This is a genomic window from Curtobacterium sp. Leaf154, from assembly GCF_001424595.1.
In the GTDB taxonomy this organism is placed as follows: Bacteria; Actinomycetota; Actinomycetes; order Actinomycetales; family Microbacteriaceae; genus Curtobacterium; species Curtobacterium poinsettiae.
In genome coordinates this window covers 968,927-985,427 of the sequence record NZ_LMOS01000001.1, presented here as the reverse complement: position 1 = coordinate 985,427, position 16,501 = coordinate 968,927, and the positions used below count along the sequence as shown (strand labels likewise).

At 72.3% G+C, this 16,501-nt stretch carries 16 protein-coding genes and 2 tRNA genes; 12 read left to right on the top strand and 6 right to left on the bottom strand.

Going from position 1 to position 16,501, the window contains the following annotated elements; genetic code table 11:
• Positions 1 to 30: 30 nt before the first annotated feature.
• From ASF75_RS04560 to ASF75_RS04545, 4 genes are all read right to left on the bottom strand, one after another.
• On the bottom strand, positions 31 to 1,215 hold the full coding sequence (locus ASF75_RS04560; protein WP_056069014.1) for a glycosyltransferase family 4 protein: 1,185 nt from the start codon (positions 1,213 to 1,215) through the stop codon (positions 31 to 33).
• The gene (locus tag ASF75_RS04555) at positions 1,212 to 2,717 is read right to left on the bottom strand and encodes a lipopolysaccharide biosynthesis protein (protein ID WP_017887125.1); all 1,506 of its coding nucleotides are present in this window, start codon (positions 2,715 to 2,717) and stop codon (positions 1,212 to 1,214) included. Before ASF75_RS04555 ends, ASF75_RS04560 begins: the two co-directional genes overlap by 4 nt.
• Complete coding sequence (locus ASF75_RS04550; RefSeq protein WP_082509411.1) at positions 2,714 to 3,634, bottom strand: beta-1,6-N-acetylglucosaminyltransferase; 921 nt, start codon at positions 3,632 to 3,634, stop codon at positions 2,714 to 2,716. Before ASF75_RS04550 ends, ASF75_RS04555 begins: the two co-directional genes overlap by 4 nt.
• 113 nt (positions 3,635 to 3,747) lie before the next feature.
• The gene (locus tag ASF75_RS04545) at positions 3,748 to 3,975 is read right to left on the bottom strand and encodes a hypothetical protein (RefSeq protein ID WP_056069010.1); all 228 of its coding nucleotides are present in this window, start codon (positions 3,973 to 3,975) and stop codon (positions 3,748 to 3,750) included.
• Between the two features lie 182 nt (positions 3,976 to 4,157).
• On the opposite strand from ASF75_RS04545, the gene ASF75_RS04540 reads away from it, so the two are divergent.
• Positions 4,158 to 5,450, top strand: coding sequence for a glycosyltransferase (locus ASF75_RS04540; RefSeq protein WP_056069007.1), 1,293 nt, complete (start codon positions 4,158 to 4,160; stop codon positions 5,448 to 5,450).
• A gap of 142 nt (positions 5,451 to 5,592) precedes the next feature.
• On the opposite strand, the gene ASF75_RS04535 is transcribed toward ASF75_RS04540, so the two are convergent.
• Positions 5,593 to 6,912 (bottom strand): glycosyltransferase, encoded by a 1,320-nt coding sequence (locus ASF75_RS04535; RefSeq protein ID WP_056069005.1) that lies wholly within the window; start codon positions 6,910 to 6,912, stop codon positions 5,593 to 5,595.
• A gap of 291 nt (positions 6,913 to 7,203) precedes the next feature.
• Here ASF75_RS04535 and ASF75_RS04530 point away from each other — a divergent pair, with 291 nt between their 5' ends.
• The 11 genes from ASF75_RS04530 (at position 7,204) to ASF75_RS04480 (ending at position 15,063) form a co-directional block, all read left to right on the top strand.
• Positions 7,204 to 8,487, top strand: coding sequence for an ABC transporter substrate-binding protein (locus ASF75_RS04530; RefSeq protein ID WP_040419670.1), 1,284 nt, complete (start codon positions 7,204 to 7,206; stop codon positions 8,485 to 8,487).
• A 116-nt stretch (positions 8,488 to 8,603) separates the two neighbouring features.
• Positions 8,604 to 9,629: a carbohydrate ABC transporter permease gene (locus ASF75_RS04525; RefSeq protein WP_017887131.1), complete on the top strand. Its 1,026-nt coding sequence runs from the start codon at positions 8,604 to 8,606 to the stop codon at positions 9,627 to 9,629.
• 65 nt (positions 9,630 to 9,694) lie between these two features.
• Complete coding sequence (locus tag ASF75_RS04520) at positions 9,695 to 10,537, top strand: carbohydrate ABC transporter permease (protein WP_051067388.1); 843 nt, start codon at positions 9,695 to 9,697, stop codon at positions 10,535 to 10,537.
• A 5-nt stretch (positions 10,538 to 10,542) separates the two neighbouring features.
• Positions 10,543 to 11,001: a hypothetical protein gene (locus ASF75_RS17960; RefSeq protein ID WP_017887133.1), complete on the top strand. Its 459-nt coding sequence runs from the start codon at positions 10,543 to 10,545 to the stop codon at positions 10,999 to 11,001.
• Between the two features lie 21 nt (positions 11,002 to 11,022).
• Positions 11,023 to 12,030, top strand: coding sequence for a LacI family DNA-binding transcriptional regulator (locus ASF75_RS04510; protein WP_056069001.1), 1,008 nt, complete (start codon positions 11,023 to 11,025; stop codon positions 12,028 to 12,030).
• A gap of 181 nt (positions 12,031 to 12,211) precedes the next feature.
• A complete protein-coding gene (locus ASF75_RS04505; RefSeq protein WP_056068997.1) occupies positions 12,212 to 12,847 on the top strand; it encodes an MBL fold metallo-hydrolase in 636 nt (211 codons plus the stop codon).
• A 325-nt stretch (positions 12,848 to 13,172) separates the two neighbouring features.
• Positions 13,173 to 13,248, top strand: a tRNA-Glu gene (locus tag ASF75_RS04500).
• 33 nt (positions 13,249 to 13,281) lie between these two features.
• A tRNA-Glu gene (locus ASF75_RS04495) sits at positions 13,282 to 13,357 on the top strand.
• Positions 13,358 to 13,628: 271 nt separating this feature from the next.
• On the top strand, positions 13,629 to 14,075 hold the full coding sequence (locus ASF75_RS04490) for a fluoride efflux transporter FluC (protein ID WP_056068994.1): 447 nt from the start codon (positions 13,629 to 13,631) through the stop codon (positions 14,073 to 14,075).
• A complete protein-coding gene (gene crcB, locus ASF75_RS04485; protein ID WP_056068991.1) occupies positions 14,072 to 14,461 on the top strand; it encodes a fluoride efflux transporter CrcB in 390 nt (129 codons plus the stop codon). Before ASF75_RS04490 ends, crcB begins: the two co-directional genes overlap by 4 nt.
• Positions 14,458 to 15,063 carry a histidine phosphatase family protein gene (locus ASF75_RS04480; protein ID WP_017887138.1) on the top strand — a complete coding sequence of 202 codons (606 nt, stop codon included), beginning with the start codon at positions 14,458 to 14,460 and terminating at the stop codon, positions 15,061 to 15,063. The genes crcB and ASF75_RS04480 overlap by 4 nt, the downstream gene beginning before the upstream one ends.
• A 288-nt stretch (positions 15,064 to 15,351) precedes the next feature.
• Here the strand turns inward: ASF75_RS04480 and ASF75_RS04475 are convergent, their stop codons facing one another.
• Positions 15,352 to 16,419 (bottom strand): FUSC family protein, encoded by a 1,068-nt coding sequence (locus tag ASF75_RS04475; protein ID WP_056068988.1) that lies wholly within the window; start codon positions 16,417 to 16,419, stop codon positions 15,352 to 15,354.
• Positions 16,420 to 16,501 lie beyond the last annotated feature (82 nt).

Genomic DNA, 16,501 nt, shown 5'->3' with positions numbered 1-16,501 from the left:
CCCGCACCGAGACCGGGGCGTGGTCGACGCTCAGTGCTCCGCGTGGTCGCGGAGTGCCTGCAGCAGCGCCGCGACGTGACGGTCACGGCCGTGGTGGTCCCGTACCCAGGCTCGGCAGCGGTCCGCCAGGCCCGGCTCGGTGCCGCTCGCGTGCAGTGCCTCGATCAGCGTGTCGGCGAGCGCGTCGGTGTCGGTCGGTTCGACGGTGAACCGGGCCCACTCGCCGCGCAGGATCTCGGCGGTGCCGCCCGATGCGGCCGCGACGACGGGGCGGCCGGTCGACATCGCCTCGACGACGACGCGGCCGTAGCCCTCCGGTTCGATGGAGGGCGCCACCACGACGTCGGCGGCGTGCAGCACGGGGACGACGTCGTCGCGCTCCGGCACCACGATGACGGACCCCGGTGGCAGCGCCGCGATCGCGCGGCGCACCGCGGGGGCGTCGGCGGCGGAGAGCGCTCCGGCGAGGACGAGCACCGGGGCCGGGGCGGGCGGTGTGCCGTGCCCGACGAGGACGCGGGTCGACGCGTGGACGCGCCCCCAGGCCTCCAGGAGGGCGAGCACGCCCTTCGAACGCGTGAGGCGACCGTAGTGGAGCACCACGGGGCGGTCGTCGTCGATGCCGAGCGCCGCACGGGCGCGGCGTGTGCTGGCGGGCGTGGCCAGCGGGAAGGCCGCTGTGTCGACGCCGTTCGGCACCGCGTCGATACGGTCGGCCGGTGCCCCGGCTGCCGTCCAGGCCCGCGCCATCGCGGTGGAGACCGCGAAGAACCGCGTCCGGCCCCCCGCGAACGGCCCGAGGCGGCGGTAGTTCGGGGCGTGGTGCAGGTGCACCGCGAGGGGGACGCCGGACACGAACGACACGACGCGGCCCCACGGCAGGAACTCCGGCCGGTTCAGCCAGAGGACGTCGGGGCGGGACCGGCGGAGGCGGAGGCCCTCGCCAACGAAGCGCAGCAGGTCCCGCGGTGCGGTCCGCACCGAGAAGGAGTAGTCCCGTGCTGGGCGGAGCCGGACACCGAGACGGTCGAAGGGCGCACGGCCGTCGTCCGGGCGACCGGTCGGCGCAGGGCGGTGCCAGACCTCGACGTCGTGCCCAGCGGACACGAGCTCGCCGACGTCCTCGAGGACGCAGCGCTCGACGCCGCCGGTGATGGTGAGCCCGTTCGTGGCGACGACGACACGGAGTGTGCGGTGGGCGGTGGGACTGGTCATGCCGAGCCTCCGCGGGCGAGTTGCAGTCGACGGAAGAACCAGGGCATGCAGGCGACGACACCGACGACCCTGACGATGTTCCAGGTGAGGTCCTGCGGTGCCAGCAGCGACGCCGCGGCGAGCACCAGGGCGATGCCGACGGCCAGCAGCACCCGGCGTCCGGGCCCCCGCCACTCGCGGCGGTCCGGGAGCGCCGCCTGCTGCAGGACGGCGAGGATCCCGTAGGCGATCACGGTCGCGATGCCGGCGCCGACGATGCCGGTCAGCGGCACGAGCACCAGGTTCGCGGCGATGTTGACGACACCGGCGACCGCACCGATCACTCCCACGGTCACGCCGCGGCGCTCCACCAGCAGCAGTCGGCCGGTGGCGCCGCTCGCGACCACGGGGAACGCGGTCAGGGCGACCACGAACACGACGACGGTGAGCGACTCGACGCGGTACGAGGCCGGCGCGAGGATCGGCAGGGCCACGGGCGACACGAGCGTCACGGCGAGGAGCACGGGGGCGAGGAGCACGTAGAGCTCGTCGCGGGCGTGCATCGCGAGCCGACGACGGGCGACGGCGTCGCGGAGGGCGGCGAAGTGCGGTGCCCACGCCTGGTTCGTGAAGGTCAGCAGCAGGATGACCGCGGACCCGACGACGTAGGCGATCTGGTAGCGGGCGACCTCGTCGGCACCGAGCAGGCGCTGCACGACGAGCCGGTCGCCGGCGTTCAGGACGAAGTACGACAGGCTGCCGAGCGCGATCGGGACGCCCAGCCGGAAGGCGCGAGCGGTGGTGCGGTGGTCGAACAGGCCACGGAACCGGGGCCTGGTCGCGACGATGCCGATGACCATCGCGACGCCCTGGGCGACGACGCCGCCCCAGGCGTAGGTGGTGGCGTCGGCGTGCACGGCGGCCAGCAGCCCGAGGCCGATGACCGACCCGCCGACCGACGACAGCAGGCTCGTCACCGCGAAGACCCGGATGCGGTCCTGTGCCACCAGCAGGGCGAGGGAGAGCTGCACGATCGCGGCGGGCCCGGTCCACAGGACGGCCACCAGGAGCAGCGGGTGCTGGTCGACGAAGCCCGCGGCGTCCCCCCACAGCGGGATCGAGACGAGTGCGAACACCGTGACGGTGACGGCGGTGACCATGCCGACGAACAGCAGGCCGCGCGCCCGTCGGTCGTCGCCGTCCTCGGCCCGCTGCAGCACCGCCGCCTGGTCGATGCCGCACACCGCGACGACCACGAGCGCCTGGTAGAGCGCGATCGCCGAGGCCAGCACACCGAACTCGGCCGGTGGCATCAGGTGCGCCAGCACGGGCGAGATGAGCGAACTCACGACGAGCTGCATCGACCACACCACGACGTAGAGCAGGCCGCGTCCGAACAGCACCGACGAGCCGCGGGCCACCGCCGTCGAACCGGTGTCCGTGGAGAGCGCTCCGGGCGAGGCGGGCTGCTCGACGGCGGCCTCGGCTGCACGGGCCTCGCGTCGGGTCTGGGGGACGGTCACCGCGACACCACCGCCGGTTCGTCGTCGCGTCGGGCACCGGTGCGCAGCCCGAACGCGGCGTCGACGACGTCGAGCAGGTCGCCGCTGCGTTCCGTCGAGAACTTGCGGGCGAACAGGAACGGGGCGGACTGGTCGGCCGAGGCACGGCGTTCCAGCACCCGTCCGGCGTCCTCGATCCCGAGCCACGGCGGGCTCTTCTGCTTCGTGCCGTCCCACCCGATCCACCACAGCGGGTGCGCGACGTGGGCGTCGGCGAAGTCGGGGGTGAACGCCGGGGTCAGCAACACCGACGGCACGAAGGTCTCGTCACCGATCCACACACGCTCCCAGAAGGTCACCAGGTCCGGCCGGACGTCGACCACGTCGACGACGCCCTGCGCATGGTGCCGCGCCAGGACCTTGAGCTGCGAGCCACCGCCGAACACGACGCCGCGCGGCGCCCTGCGGGGGATCGGCAGGCGCAGCATGTGCTTCCGCCACGCCCAGTGCCGGAAACGCACGCGGGAACGGCCACCGTCACGACCCCACGCGGGGTGCGGGAGCGGCTGCACGTCGACGAACGACCGACCGGGGTTCGCCGTCATGACCGCGGCGATCTCCGCGGCACCGGCCAACGGGTAGTCGCTGCCGGTCAGCACGGCCACGTGCGTCGCGTCGGTCTCCGCGAGGGCAGCACGGTAGCCTGCGACCTCGGCCGCGACGTTCTCCCACTTCGCCCAGCCGGTGCGCATCCGGGGCAGCACGCGGACCCGCTCGGGCAGGTCGGCCGTCATCGCTGCGAACGCGTCGTCGTCGGTGCTCGCGTCGCAGTGCAGGAACACCGGGAACGGGTCGAGCGCCGCCACGAGCCGACGGACGTGCGTCGGGTCCTCGTGGGCGAGGACGATGCACGCGAGCGGCGTGGGGGAGATGGCCATGTCCGCGACGCTAAGCGGGCCCGGGAACCCCGACAAGGCCGGTCAGGGGCGGGTGCGGGGGAACGGCGGTTTCCCGCAGACCGGCCGCTCGGACCGATCGGACGCGGGGCCGGTCAGCGGCTGCGGCGGAACTTCGGGCAGTCGCAGAGGGCGCAGTCGGTGCCGGGACGGTAGTGCTCGTGCGCCCCTTGGGCGTGCCCGCAGCTCGAGCAGCCGGACCCGGTCGCGTCGTCGTCGGCCACGAGCGTGAGGAGACCCCCCGAGGTCTCGGGCACCAGGTGCAACTGCGTCCGCGGACGCCTGGTCGGGCCGGGCCGGGCCGTCGTGCGAGCCTGGGGCATGCGTCCTCCTCGTGCTCGGCGAGCAGCCGGTGCGCACCGGGGTGGTCGCCCGGCGTGTTCGCCACTCTACTGGCGGCAAACCGCAGGCTCCCCGCATCCTCCGAGCAACGCCGTTGACCCCCTGTCGTCGGCCGGTGACCATGGCCAGGTCCACCCGATGAGACCGGCCCGACGGGACGAGCATGACCGACCACACCACCACCGCGGCCCGAGCCCTGACACTCGAGCCCGCGATGCCCTCGACCCACGCCCCCACCTGGGCCGGAGCCGCCTGGGTCGGTGCCGTCGACCGGTCCGCCGCGCTCGCCGCGGACACCGTCCAGCTGGCCGGCGCCACCGGCTTCCGCCGGGCACGCCTGATGGTCCGCGACGGCGACGACGTCGCCGGGTTCGTGGACGTGCGCGTCGACGAGGGCGGGGCGGTGGACCCGGCCGAGCTCGGACCCGTCCTGCGCCGACTGCCGGCACCGGGCCCCGCGGTCGACGCGCCCGCATCCGGCGCACGCGTCTCGGTCGTCATCGGCACGCGCGAACGCGCCGCGTCACTCGACCGCGCCGTCCGGTCCGTCCTGGCGTCGGCGTACGACGACTTCGAGGTGTTCGTCGTCGACAACGCGCCGGTCACGACCGGGACGCGCGACGTCGTCGCCGCGCTCGGTGACCCGCGGGTGCACTACGTCCTCGAGCCCCGCGCCGGAGTCTCGCGTGCCCGCAACGCCGGCCTCGCGCTCGCGTCCGGCACGGTCGTCGCCTTCATCGACGACGACGTCGTCGCCGACCCGCGCTGGATGGCCGCCATCGCCGCCGCCTACGAGCGGGACAGCGACGTCTGGTGCGTCACCGGACTGGTACCGAGCGGCGAGCTCCGCACCCCCACGCAGCGCTACTTCGACGAGCGGGTCACCTGGGCCCGGAACCTCGAGCGCCGGGTCCTCCGCACGGCGAGCCCTCCGGTCGACGAACCCCTGTTCCCGTTCACCGTCGGGGCCTTCGGCACGGGGGCCAACATGTCCGTGCGCCGCGACGCGGTCCGCCAGCTCGGCGGCTTCGACGTCGCCCTCGGCCCCGGCACCCGGGCCCGGGCCGGCGAGGACCCCGACCTGTTCACCCGGGTCCTGCTCGCCGGTGGGGCGCTCGCCGTGGAGCCCTCGGCCGTCGTGTGGCACGAACACCGGAAGGACCGTGCCGCCCTGCGGTCGCAGGCCATCGGTTACGGCACGGGCCTCGGCGCGTGGGTGACGAAGCTCGTCCTGCGGCCGTCGACCGCGTTTGCGGTGCTGCGGCGGGCGGCCGGGGCGGTGCGGCGGCTCGGTGCCCTGGGGCAGGGAGCGGACGATCGCCCGGTCGACGCGATCGGCGGCTGGCCCGTGGACGCCGAGTTCACCGAGGCGACGCGCGGGCTGAAGCGCGCTGAACTCGTGGCCGCGCTGGGCGGGCCGTGGCGGTACCTGGCCGGGCGGCTGACTGCGCGCTGAGGCGCGGGCACGCCGGCACCGGCTTTGCGACAGAGCACGCGTCGATCGACGCGTGCTCTGTCGCGCTCCGCGTGCGCGGCAGAACGGACGGGAGGCCCGTGGCGACGCTGCCACGGGCCTCCCGTTCCGCGCGGGGGACCGGCTAGGGCCGGAACCGTCCCGCCTCGACGTCGCGCCAGCGACGACGGCTCCGGAACCAGGCGGCCGGACCCGCGGGGAAGCCGCGCAGCTCGTGGTACGCCAGGGTCTTCGGGATGCGTGTGGTCGAGGCCTCGTTCGTGACCTCGGTGGCGGCGTCGCGGCGCCCGGCGAGACGGGACACCATCTGCTTCGACTTGACCTTCGCGGCGAGCGGCATCAGGCGGGCGAGGACGGCGACGTGCCGCTTGTCCTTCGCGGCGAGCGCGAACATCAGCGCGGTGAACCCGACGCCGTTGCCGTGCAGCTGCTTGTGCAGGTCCTCGATGGTCTGACGGTGCCGGTGGTGCACGACCGCGCGGGGTTCGAAGCCGATCCTCCCGCCGCGCCAGAGCGTCTCGACGAACATCGCCAGGTCCTCACCGCCGCGGGCGGGGGAGCCGGCGCCGAGCGTGGGGTCGAAGCCACCGACGGTGTCGATCAGGGTGCGTCGGTAGGCCATGTTCGCGCCGGCGCCGTACGCCCCGATGCCGTAGACCGCGAAGCGCTTGAGCACCTGGCCCGACGGGGTGAGGGCACGGACGCGGGCGTGCCGCATGGCGCCGGGGACGTCCTCGGGGACGATCGTGACGGGCGAGAAGGTGCGCTCGGCGCTGAACCCGCCGTAGTACGCCTCGTACCAGATCTGCGCGGGGGTGGTGAGCTCGCTCGGCAGGATCACGCCGGTGACGGCCTGCAGGTCCGGCTCGCTGACGAACCGCGAACCGATCGCGCGGAGCCACTGCGGGTCGACGCGGACGTCGTCGTCGGTGAAGGCGATCACGTCGCCGGTCGCGGCGGCGACACCGGCGTTGCGACCGGCGGACAGGCCCGGGCGACGTTCCTCGACCAGACGGACGTCCCGCCCGGCCAGCATCGCGGGCAGCGCGTCACCGGCGGGGACGCGCACCCGGTTGTCGACGAGGATGACCTCGTGCCGCGGGTAGTCCAGGTGCTCGAGGACGTCGAGCAGCTTGCCGAGGTCCTCGACGCGGTCGACGACGGTGGACACCACGACCGAGATGGTCGGCAGGTCCTCGTCGGCCACGACGGGGACGTCGGCCAGCACGGTCTCCTGCAGGGCCTCGAGCGCGCGGGCCGCGTCGGCGGGGTCGTCGGTGAGCAGCACGTCGAGCGTGCCGGTGGGGTGGCCGCCGCGGTAGCCGATCACCATGGCGGACTCGCCGGTCTCGTCGGCGACGAGGCGGGGGAGCGGGGCGTCGAGGTCGACGCCGATCACCCTGCGCGGGGCGGGCACGGTGGCGGCGGTGGAGGGGATGGCCATGTGCGGGACGCTACGACGGCCCGGAGCGGCCGACAACGGGAGATCGGCGCAGTGGCGGGGTTCGTGCGGGGTTCCGCACGGCGCGTGTGCCCCGGACGAGGGTGAGCGCTCACCCAGGAAGACACGGGAAGCTCATGGGTCACGCTCAGGTCACGGATCCGATGCAACCGGTTGCGCTCCGGTCGGACCGGGCGTAGCTTCCTCCTCCAGCAGGCAGTGTCGCCTGCTCCAGGGCGGCGGTGTCGTGCTCCGACCGAGCCGTCCTGGTGATCTCAACGAGGAGACAACGCTGTGAAGACAACACGCGCCAGGGTGCGGTTCGCGTCCGTTGCGGGGGTCGCGGTCATCGGGCTCGTGCTCACCGGATGCTCGAGCGGCAGTTCGGCGGACGACGACGCCAAGAGCGGCCAGGACAGCCGCGGACCCATCACCTACGTGCAGGGCAAGGACAACTCGAACGTCGTCCGCCCGCTGATCGCGAAGTGGAACAAGGCCCACCCGGACGAGAAGGTCACCTTCAAGGAACAGTCCGACCAGGCCGACCAGCAGCACGACGACCTGGTGCAGCACTTCCAGGCCAAGGACGAGAACTACGACGTCGTCGACGTGGACGTCGTCTGGACCGCCGAGTTCGCCGCGAAGAAGTGGCTCACGCCGCTCACCGGCGAGATGAAGCTCGACACCTCGAAGCTCCTGCCGTCGACGGTGAAGACCGCGACCTACAACGACACCCTCTACGCCGCGCCGCAGACCTCGGACGGCGCGCTGCTCTACTACCGCAAGGACCTCGTCAAGACGCCCCCCACCACGTGGAAGGAGATGATGGACGACTGCACGATCGCGAAGGCCGCCGGCATCGGTTGCTACGCGGGGCAGTTCGCGAAGTACGAGGGCCTCACCGTCAACGCGTCCGAGGCGATCAACGGCTCCGGCGGTTCGGTGCTCGGCAGCGACGGTGCTCCCGACGTCGACACCGACAAGGCGAAGGCTGGTCTGCAGAACCTGGTCGACGCGTTCCAGGACGGGAACATCCCGGCCGAGGCGATCACCTACCAGGAGGAGCAGGGCCGCACCGCGTTCGAAGACGGCAAGCTGCTGTTCCTGCGCAACTGGCCCTACGTCTACAGCCTCGCCAAGACCGACGGCTCGTCGAAGGTCAAGGACACCTTCGGCATCGCGCCGATCCCCGGTGCCGACGGCGTCGGAGCCTCGACGCTCGGTGGGCACAACGCGGCCATCAGCGTGTACTCGAAGCACAAGGCGACGGCGCACGACTTCCTCGAGTTCCTGACCTCGGACGAGACGCAGAAGTTCTTCGCGACCCAGGGCTCGCTCGCACCGGTCGTCGGTGACCTCTACACGGACCCCGAGCTGACGAAGCAGCTGCCCTACCTGCCGACGCTGCTCAAGTCGATCGAGTCGGCGGAGCCGCGCCCGGTCACGCCGTTCTACCCGGCCGTCACGAAGGCGATCCAGGACAACACCTACGCGGCGCTCAAGGGGTCGAAGTCGGTCGACGAAGCCATGAAGGACATGCAGGACGCCCTCAAGGCCGCGACCGACAGCGGGAGCTAGCGGCCGCACCGCGGCTTCCGCCGCACCTTCCGGACAGGAGGCCCGTGGCGGGTCCGCCACGGGCCTCCCCTCCGTCCCCACTTGCGTTCCGACACCCCCGGCAAGGAGGCCGACACGTGTCAGCAGCAACCGAGATCCCCGCAGCCGTCCCGAACCCGACGGGCACGGAACCGAAGCCCCAGCGGCGCAAGGGCGGGCTCAACGCCGAGCACGGCCGGTGGGCCGTGTACCTCATCGGCCCGACGATCGTGCTCCTGGCGGTCGTCATCGGGTACCCCGTGGTCAGCGCGGTCATCCAGTCGTTCCAGCTCGACCAGGGCCTCGACAAGGCGACCGGTCTGTTCGTCGAGGGCGGCTTCGCCGGAGTCACGAACTACGTGCACTGGCTCGGCCAGCGGTGCGGGGACGTCGCGTGCCCACCAGGCAACCTCGGCTCCCAGTTCTGGGTCGCCTTCGGGAACACGTTCTTCTTCACGATCGTGACAGTGGTCCTCGAGACCGTCATCGGTCTGTGGATGGCGATCATCATGAACCGCAACTTCAGGGGCCGCGCCCTCGTCCGCGCCGCCATCCTGGTGCCGTGGGCGATCCCGACCGCCGTCACCGCGAAGCTCTGGTACTTCATCTTCGACGCGAACGGCGTGCTCAACCACGTGATCGGGCACCAGGTCCTCTGGTTCTCCGACGAGTGGGCGTCTCGGTTCGCGATCGTCATCGCCGACACCTGGAAGACGACGCCGTTCATGGCGTTGCTGATCCTCGCGGGCCTGCAGCTCATCCCCGAGGACGTCTACGAGGCGGGGAAGATGGACGGCGCTTCGACGCTCCAACGCTTCTTCCTCATCACGCTGCCGCTCGTCCGGCCAGCCCTGATGGTCGCCATCCTGTTCCGTGTCCTCGATGCCCTGCGCATCTACGACCTCATCGCGATCATGACCGGCGGTGGTGGTGGTTCCGGGAACGCGACCGTGTCGCTGTCGGTGCTGGTCGTCGACCAGATCCGGCAGGGGTTCAACGCCGCATCCGCCCTGTCCACCATCACGTTCCTCATCGTCTTCATCGTCGCGTTCGTCTTCGTCCGGTTCCTCGGCGCGAACGTCGTGCAGACGCAGGCAGCCCAGCAGAAGGGTGAACTCAAGTGACCCTCGCAGCAGATCGTCCCCGGCGCACCGCCGCGACCCGCGACCGGGCGACGGACCGTCCCGACGTGCGGGTCCGACGCGAGACGGGCCCGAAGCTCCGGACCGCCGTGCAGGCCGTCGTCATCGCCGTCTGGTGCCTCCTGCCGTTCTACTGGATGGTGGTCACGAGCTTCCGCGAGGTCGGGTACACGTTCGACGCCACCCCGTGGTTCACCCACGTGACCCTCGACAACTACGCGACCGCGTTCTCGACGGCACTGGGCAACCACCTCGGCCGAGCCCTCCTGAACAGCGTGTTCATCGGCGTCGCCGTGACCGTCATCGCCCTGCTCGTCGGCACCACGGCGGCGTACGCGCTGGCCCGGCTCGAGTTCCGCGGCAAGTCGTTCATCGCCGGTGCGATCCTGGCCGCGTCGATGTTCCCCGGTGTCGCCCTCATCTCGCCGCTGTTCCAGCTGTTCACCGACATCGGCTGGATGGGGTCGTACCAGGCACTCATCCTGCCGAGCATCTCGTTCGTGCTGCCCTTGACCGTGTACACGCTCGCGTCGTTCTTCCGCGAGATGCCGTGGGACCTCGAAGAGGCCGCCCGCATCGACGGGTGCACCCGGGTGCAGGCGTTCCGGCGGATCATCCTGCCGCTCGCGGCGCCCGCGGTGTTCACCACGGCGATCCTGGCGTTCATCTCGAGCTGGAACGAGTACCTCATCTCGTCGCAGCTCTCGAGCGACGCGACACAGCCGGTGACCGTGGCGATCGCCTCGTTCGCCGGGTCGCAGCCGCACCAGGAGCCCTACACGGCGGTGATGGCCGCCGGCACGATCGTCACGATACCGCTCGTGGTCCTCGTGTTGATCTTCCAGCGGCGCATCGTGGCGGGGCTCACCGCCGGCGGCGTGAAGGGCTGACGGCCATGGCCCAGCGCGGACCCACCCGTCCCACCGCCCACATCGAGGAATCGATCGGCTTCGTCGGCATGTTCGGCGTGCTGTTCCTCGGCGTCACGGTGTTCTGCGAACTCACCGGGCGACCGGCACTCGGCTGGGCGCTCACCCTGCTGGTGTGCGTGCTCGGTGTCGTCGCCCTCGACCGCTGGCGGGTGCGGGTGCTCCGCCGGCACGCCGAGGTCGACGGTGTCGGTGCCACTCCCGCCATCGCTGGGTTCCGCACCGCGCGCGGCGACGACCACCGGCGCCGGCCACGACCCTCCGCGGACGGGCGTGTGCACCGGCACAGCGGGTGGGACGAGCTCGCACCAGCCGGTCGTCGAGCGCCGCACGGCGCCCGCCGGGCCGCAGCGGCCGTCGCGCACGCAACCCCCGGCACTGCGGCCGACCGACCGGCGGACGTGACGCACGGGACGGACGGCTGACGGGCCTCCCGGGTCGCACCGATGGGGATCCAGGAGATCGCGACCGTCACGGGGCTGTCGAAGTCGACGGTGTCGCGGGCGCTCCGCGGCATGTCGAACGTGGCCGACACCACGATCGACGAGGTGCGCCGGGTCGCCGACGAACTCGGGTACGTCCCGAGCTCGGCGGCGGCCGGCCTCGCCACCGGGCGTCAGCGCGCCGTCGGGGTGGTCGTGCCCGTCATCGACCGCTGGTTCTACGTGAAGGCGCTCGGCGGTGTCGACGCGGAGCTCCGCCAGGCCGGGTACGACCTGGTCCTCTACAACCTCGGCGGCCCGGGCGGCGACCGCGACCGGGCGTTCCGACGCTCGATGCTGCGGCACCGCGTCGACGGCCTCGTCCTGCTCTCCCTGGTGCTCGACGCCACCGAACGGGCCGAACTCGAACTCAGTCGGCACCCCATGGTCGTCATCGGCGGCCCCGCACCGGGCCTGCGGAACGTGGGCGTCGACGACCGCGAGGTCACCCGGATCGCCGTCGAGCACCTGCACGGACTCGGGCACCGGCGGATCGCCTACGTGGGCGGCCAGGACGAGGCCGGCCTGAACGTCGCCGTGCCGCACCTGCGTCGGGACGGGTTCCTCGACGCGATGCGGTCGGCGGGGTCCGCGGTGCCGGAACGGTGGTCCCTGGACGGCCGGTTCTCGTTCGCCGGTGGGACCGCCGCCGGGGCCGTGCTGTTCGCCGAGCCGGCGACCGCGCGACCGACGGCGGTGCTCTGCGCCTCGGACGAGATGGCCCTCGGCGTCCTGCTGGCCGCCCACCGAGCCGGCCTCGCAGTACCCGAAGCCGTGTCCGTGATGGGGATCGACGGCCACGAGTTCGGTGCCACCGTCGGACTCACCACCGTCGCGCAGGACCCGGTCGCCCAGGGGCGGACCGCGGCGCGCGCGGTGCTCGCCGAGGTCGACGGCGGTGTGGCCGGCCCGATCGCGGCGGCACCGGCGCACCTGGTCGCCCGCGCGTCGACGGGGCCGCCGCCGGGGTGAGGTCGGCGGCGCGTGGGTGGCGTGGGCGTGGGCGGCGTAGGCGTGGGCGTGGGCGTGGGCGTGATCGACTCGGAACGACGTTCCCGATGTCTCACGACAACGGCGATGTCGTTCCGAGCCGACGCAGCCCCCGCGGCCCTCCCTCGCTCGGCTCGGCTCGGCTCGGCGTAGCCTCGCCCGCATGGAGGTCACGAAACTCGAACACGCCTGCCAGATCATCACCGAGGGCAACACCCGCCTGGTGCTCGACCCGGGCAACTTCACCCGCCCGGTCGACGTCACGGGTGTCGTCGCCGTCGTCGTGACCCACGAGCACCCGGACCACGTCACGCCCGAACAGCTGCACCGGATCCTCGCCGCCGACCCCGATACCATGGTGTTCGGCCCCGAAGGCGTCCGCGCGGCGCTCGCCGACTCCGGCATCGCGGTCGAGGTCGTGACCGACGGCGACCACCGCACCGTCGGCCCGTTCGAGCTCTCCTTCCACGGCACCCGACACCAGCTCATCCACTCCTCGGTGCCGATCGTCGACAACACCGGCGTGCTCGTGAACGGCCGGCTGTTCCACCCGGGGGACTCGTACACGGACCCGGGCGTCCCCGTCGAGGTCCTCGCAGCGCCCGTCGGGGCACCGTGGCTCAAGGTCGGCGAGATGATGGACGCCGTCGCCGCGATCGCGCCGTCCCGCGCGTACCCGATCCACGAGGCCACGCTCTCCGACATCGGCTACGACATGCACACGGGGCGGCTGCGCGAGGCCGTCGAACCCGCGGGGTCGCTCGTCGTGCTGCGGCCGGGGGAGTCGCTCACGATCTGACCGCGCGGGCGGACGGGAGGCCCGTGGCGGGCCCGCCCCGCGCCTCCCTTCCGAGGGGCGGTCGCGTCCACGGCCGCGCGACCGATGCGTGCGCATGTTGCGACAGAATGCGCGTCGTTCGACGGGTGTTTCGTCGCTCGATGCGCACGCAACGGATGCGTGTGCAGGTTGCGACAGAACGCGCGTCGTTCGACCGGTGTTCCGTCGAAATCTGCACGTGCAGCGAGCGCCGTATGCCGGGCGCAGCACGACGGCGCACCCGGGCGACACGCCCCGTTTTGGTGCGGATGCAGGGCTTGTGCAATACTTGTCGAGTTGTCGGAACGGCCCCATCGTATAGCGGCCTAGTACGCTGCCCTCTCACGGCGGTAACGCGGGTTCGAATCCCGCTGGGGTCACCACAGGTGACATGCTCCGAGTCCGACAACAGCCGCGGCCCCATCGTATAGCGGCCTAGTACGCTGCCCTCTCACGGCGGTAACGCGGGTTCGAATCCCGCTGGGGTCACCAGCACACGAAACCCCCGTCGAGCTCCTGCTCTGCGGGGGTTTCTTCGTCCCCTCCGACAGGCGGTGTCGACCCGGCTCGGCACATGTGCGCATCCACAGACCGTCCAGGTGCGGGCGATCGCGGGCGCCGCGGGTGGGGCGGTACGCTGTCGACGTCGCCAGACCCGGCAGTGGGGCCTGCCGGACCCAACCGCGCACCAGCCGCCAACGGTCCCTATCCCGAACACCGCACGCGCGGAGACGATCCGGCGTGCTCGGCGATAGGAGAACCGATGACCGATGAGCGCCCACCACACCTGCGATGGGGCTTCGTCACCCTGGTCGCCCTCGGCGGCGCGATCGGGACCACCGTCCGCGCACTGCTCGCTGCGGCGTTCCCCGCCCACGACGGCATCAGCTGGACCATCCTGGCGATCAACGTCGTCGGGGCGTTCTGCCTCGGGTTCCTGCTCGACGCGCTCGCACGCCGCGGCGCCGACGTCGGTCGTCGTCGTGCGGCCCGGCTGTTCGTCGGCACCGGCGTCCTGGGCGGCTTCACGACCTACAGCACGCTCGCGGACGACACCGCGCAGCTGCTCGACCTCGGCCGGTGGACGGCCGGCAGCGGGTACGCCCTGCTGTCGGTCGTGCTCGGACTCGCCGCGGTCGTCCTCGGTCTCTGGGTCGCCGCGGCCACCCGGCCCCGCACCCGCCCCGAACCGCTGCAGGACGCCCGATGAGCCCCGTCGAACTGCTCCTCGTCGCGGTCGGCGGGGGAGCAGGCGCTGCGCTTCGCTTCGTGCTCGACGGGCTCGTCAAGGGCCGCGTGGCCCGTTCGCGGTTCGTCGGGTTCCCGGTCGGCACGCTGCTCATCAACGTTTCCGGGTCGCTCCTGCTCGGCGTGCTGACGGGCCTCGGACAGGCCGGCACCATCCCCGCCTCGACGGTCGCGGTGCTCGGGACGGGCATGATGGGTGGGTACACGACGTTCTCGACGGCGAGCGTCGAGACCGTACAGCTCCTCCGATCCGGCAAGACCCGGCTCGCCGTCCTGAACGGCCTCGGGATGCTCGTCGTCTCGGTCGGCGCAGCTGCGCTCGGCCTCTGGATCGGAAGGAACTCATGACCTCGGAACGCCCCGGCGAACTCGTCCTCGTCCGTCACGGAGAGACGGAGTGGTCGAAGAGCGGGCAACACACCGGCCGCACCGACATCCCGCTCACCGACAACGGCGTCGAGCAGGCGAAGCGCGCAGGCCGGTACCTCGGGGACCGGTCGTTCGCGCTGGCGCTGTCGAGCCCGCTGCAGCGCGCCCGCGACACCGCACACCTGATCGGCGTCGAGCCGGAGCTCGACGAGGACCTGTACGAGTGGGACTACGGCGCGTACGAGGGCCTCACCACCCCGCAGATCAAGGTGCTGCGCCACGGACCGTGGGACCTGTGGACCGACGGCGTCCCCGCCGGCGACACCCCCGGTGAGAACGCCGCCGAGGTCCGGGTCCGCGTCGAGCGCATCCTGAACCGTGCCCGTCCGGTGCTCGCCGAGGGCCACGACGCCGTGTTCATCGCGCACGGCCACGTGCTGCGGGCGCTCGGCGCCGCGTGGATCCGGCTCGCACCGCAGGACGGTGCCGTGCTGAAGCTCGGCACCGCCTCGGTCAGCGTCCTGGGCTACGAGCACGGCCGCCCCGTCATCGACGCCTGGAACATCCAGCCGCGCGACTGACGCGCTGGTGGGGCGTGCGGTGCTCACGAAAGCGACAGACCCGCGGCACCCGGTGCGGTCCCGTCCGCGAGGGCGACAGACTTCAGCGGTTGTTCCGCAGCGATCTGTCGCTTTCGCAGGGCGCGGTGGTCGTGACCACGGACGGACGGGAGGCCCGTGGCGGCCCCGCCACGGGCCTCCCGTCCGTCGTCCGCGCCCGTTCCTTCCCCTGTCACGCGCGATGGCAGGCGGAATCGGGCATCCCTGGTCGGAAGGAATGACCAGGAACGCCCGGAACGACCGGGTGCGTCAGACCGTGCGGATCGCGCTCGTCGCACCGAGGGCACGGCCGCGCCGGCGCTCGATCGCACGCCCGACGAGCAGCAGCCCCACGCTGACCACGGCACCGAGCACGGTCTGCGCGATCCGGTCGAGCGCGAGCAGCTGGGGCGCCTCGGGCAGGCTCAGCCACGAGACCGCCAACGCAAGCGGGGTGAGGAACAGCAGGCACACGGCGTAGTTCCGGGCGACGAAGATCTCGGCGAAGAACTGCCCGACGACGGCCAGCACGACGATCCACCACGCCGACGGTTCGAGCAGCAGGACGCCGACCGCGACCACGGTGCCCCCGATCGTGCCGACCACACGCTGCCCGGCGCGGACGACGGTGTGCCGCTGCCGGATCGCCGGCAGCGTCGACACCACCGCGATGACGGCCCAGTACGGGTGGCCGAGTCCGGGGATCGACTCCGCGACCGCACCGGCGACGAGTGACCCGACGACGTTGAGCGCGACGGTCTCCCACAGGGCCGGGGTCCCGAGGACCGCGAGCGAGCGGTGCTTGCGGTCGGCCAGCGGGCGGAACCGGTGCGGGGCGTGCGGGTGGAGCACCCGGCGGAGCACCGAACCGGACATCGCGACGAGCCAGGCCCAGACCACCGAGCACACGATGATCGTCGCGACGAGCGGGACGTCCGCCGGACGCATCGGGACGAGTGCGGACACGACGAACGCGAACACCGGGAAGATCGGCTGAGCGGGGATCGCCCGGAGCGCGGAGAGGGTGCAGACCGCGACCACCAGGACGACGACGAGACCCACGGCCTGCAGCCAGAGCGGCGACCCGACGAGCCCGACCCCGATGCCGGCGAACATGCAGAGCGTCTGCAGTGCACCCGCGACGCCGGTGGTGACGGCACGCTGCCGGTAGGGCTCGGTCGCACCGAAGATGGCGGTGAACCCGGCGAACATGGCGAAGGCGGCGTACCCGGGCATCCCGAGGGCGATGAGCAGCGCGAGCGGTGCGCCACCGGCGATCGCGGCGCGGGCCGCGCCCTCGAGGTTGATGGTCCGGGTCGAGTGCGCAGGTGTCGTCATGTCGTCCCCATCTTCCCACCGCGACAGGTGTCGGGGAGTCGCCTCGGGCCTCCAGGCCGCGCCGTCACGGGGTGACGGGCGT